The organism is Chitinophaga sp., from assembly GCF_036569125.1.
In the GTDB taxonomy this organism is placed as follows: domain Bacteria; phylum Bacteroidota; class Bacteroidia; order Chitinophagales; family Chitinophagaceae; genus Chitinophaga.
Genome location: NZ_DATCRF010000552.1, coordinates 1 through 3,060 on the forward strand (window position 1 = coordinate 1; position 3,060 = coordinate 3,060).

Here is a 3,060-nt window from a genome sequence, read left to right on the forward strand (position 1 = left end):
CGGCGCCTGCACGTTACCAACGATGATGCAGGCCGCATAACCAGCGTAACGGCCCGGCACCGCGGTGCGGAACAGGTAATGATCCGTTACGGCTACAACGAAGCCGGCGACCTGGCAGCCATCACAGATGCGCTGGATCAAACCACCCATATCCAATACCGCAACCATTTAATGGTGGCCAAAACAGACCGTAACGGGCAGGGCTTTTATTGGGAATATGATCATAAGGGCCGTTGTATACATACCTGGGGCGATGATGGGATCCTGGAAGGATGGCTGGAATATTATCCCGAAAAAGGTTATAATCTTATCACCAATTCACTGGGCAAAAGCACGGCTTATTATTATACGCCTGATTTTGTAGTTACACAGATCATGGATCCATTGGGCAATTCCCGGTTCCTTGAATACACAGAAGATTTTGAGATCTACCGCGAGATAGATGAAGAAGCCAATGTAACCGGCTATAGCTATGATGAACGGGGCAACATTACCCGCGTTACCCAGCCGGATGGCAGCGCCTATACGTTTAATTATGATGAGGAGCAGCGCTTAACATTAGTGAGCGATCCGCAGGGCGCCAGCCGCACTTATATCTATCACAAAAAAGGATCTTGTAAAGGACTGCTGCATACCATCACAGAAGCCGACGGCCGCATTGCCATCTACCGTTATAACAGCCAGAACCTGCTGAGCAAAATAGAAGATGAGCAGGACAAACGATCATTGCTGGAGTACGATGCCGATCATAACCTCACTGCACTCACCCTGCCGGATGGCGGCCACTCCACCTGGACCTATGATGCCTGGGGACGCTGTATAAAATCCGGCAACCCGCTGCAGCAGGAACAGTACATCCGGTATGATGCGCTGGGCCGTGCTATAGAAATTAATTTAGCCGATGGCAACCAGGTACAGCTGCAATACAACGCATATGATGAAGTGCTGCAGGCGCGCGACAAATACCATAACGTACGTTTTGCCTACACGCCCCTGGGCAGTTTGAAAATGCGGGAAGAGAACGGCGTAAAGCTGCACTTCATATACAACCAGGAAGAACAGCTGACCGGTTTAGTGAATGAGCATGGAGAAACCTATCGTTTTACACGCAACGACCGTGGCGATATTATCCGGGAAACCGGCTTTGATGGCCTGGAACGCAATTATGAAAGAGATGCTGCCGGCAAAGTGGTTAAAGTACAACGGCCCGGCGAACGCTGGACAAATTATGAATATGACTATAACGGCCGCCTGACCCGTGCAGAGTATAGCGATGGCAGCTGGGAAACCTATAGCTACAACCGCAGCGGACATCTCATAGAAGCCATGAATGAGCACAGCACTGTGAAATTCCAGCGCGATATAATGGGCCGCATAACGCAGGAGTGGCAGAATGGATATACCGTAAACAGCACTTACAACCACAACGGACGGCGTAATAAACTTCAAAGTAGCCTGGGTGCGCTCATACAATTACAACGCAATGCCGCCGGTGATGTAACCGGTATGCTTGCACAGGCGGCCGGTGAGCAAAGCCCCTGGACCACGCATATTGAACGTAATCTTTTAGGCCTTGAAATAGAACGAACTTTACCCGGCGGCATTAAAAGCAGCTGGACCTATGACCGGTCCGGTATGCCCGAAAGTCATACCGTAAGCAGCGAGCAACGTGCTTTCCGCCGCCGGCACTACCGCTGGGATCCCAACCAGCGGCTGAAACAGATCATTAATGGTATCAATAACACACATGTTACTTTTGGTCATGATGATCTTGAAAACCTGGCATGGGCCCGGTATGAAGACGGCACTTATGATTACCGCCTGCCTGACAAAACCGGTAACTTATATAAAACACCTGAACGCAAGGACCGCAAATATGGACCTGGCGGTAAGCTGCAGGAAACCAATGATGCCCGTTTTATTTATGACGAGGAAGGTAACCTTGTTAAAAAAATAGTTACCGCTGCACCCGTAGGCAGCGCTACCTGGGAATACGAGTGGTATGGCAATGGCATGCTGAAAAAGGTAGTCCGCCCCGATGGTAAGCCGGTTGAGTTGCGCTACGATCCTTTAGGCCGCCGTATAGAAAAACAGTTCAACGGAACGATCACCCGTTTTATATGGGATGGCAATGTGCCATTGCATGAATGGAACTATGCCAACACTGACCGCCCTGTTACTACGATAGATGAACTGGGTAATGTAGCATTGAACCATCCTGAGCCGGTACCTGCTGAAACCCTGGCTACCTGGGTGTTTGAAGACGGCACCTTTGCGCCGGCTGCTAAGATTATTAACGGAAAGCAGTATTCTATTATTAACGATCATCTGGGTACCCCATGTGAGGCTTATGATGCTGCCGGTGAAAAAGTATGGGCCTGCGAATTGGATATTTATGGCCAGGTGCGTAAGTTAGCGGGTGAGCGGGAGCTGGTGCCCTTCAGATACCAGGGGCAGTATGAGGATGTGGAGACAGGATTGTATTATAACAGGTTCAGGTATTACAGCCCGGATGAGGGAGGGTATATTAGCCAGGATCCGATAAGGCTGGATGGGGGGAGCCGGTTGTATGGTTATGTGAAGGATACAAATGTGCTTGTAGATATCATGGGCCTTAATGGCGGAACCGGTTTGGAGTGGGTTGATCCGAACACACTTAATTTCTCCCAGGGCTATGTAACAGAACCGGTAGCTGAATATGAAGAAGCTATGAGAGCCGGCCAGTGGGAATGGGAAAGAAGTCCATTAGAGGTTGCAGAAGTTAATGGTCAGCGGGTAAGCCTTGATAATAGAAGGTTGGTAGCCGCGCAAAGAGCAGGTGTGGAAAGTGTACCGATAAAGCTTGTTAATTTAGATGATGCTAGACCAGGCGGTGGCACCTACGGCAGCAACCTGAAGAAAAAACTAAATTCAAGACCTAAGCATAGAAAGGACCTGCCGAAAATTGCATTGCCTGCAGAAGGCAGAAAGGAACGGCCTCAGATTGTAGCTGCGAAATGTGATTAATAAACAATAAAAATACGCGTATAAATATGTCCCAGCAGATTGTTCAGGAACATT

At 49.2% G+C, this 3,060-nt stretch carries 1 protein-coding gene; it reads left to right on the plus strand.

The features are described 5' to 3' along the window. Positions 1-3,006 (plus strand): RHS repeat-associated core domain-containing protein (locus VIM87_RS20735; RefSeq protein WP_331998854.1); only part of this gene is annotated, 3,006 nt, incomplete at its 5' end. Positions 3,007-3,060 lie beyond the last annotated feature (54 nt).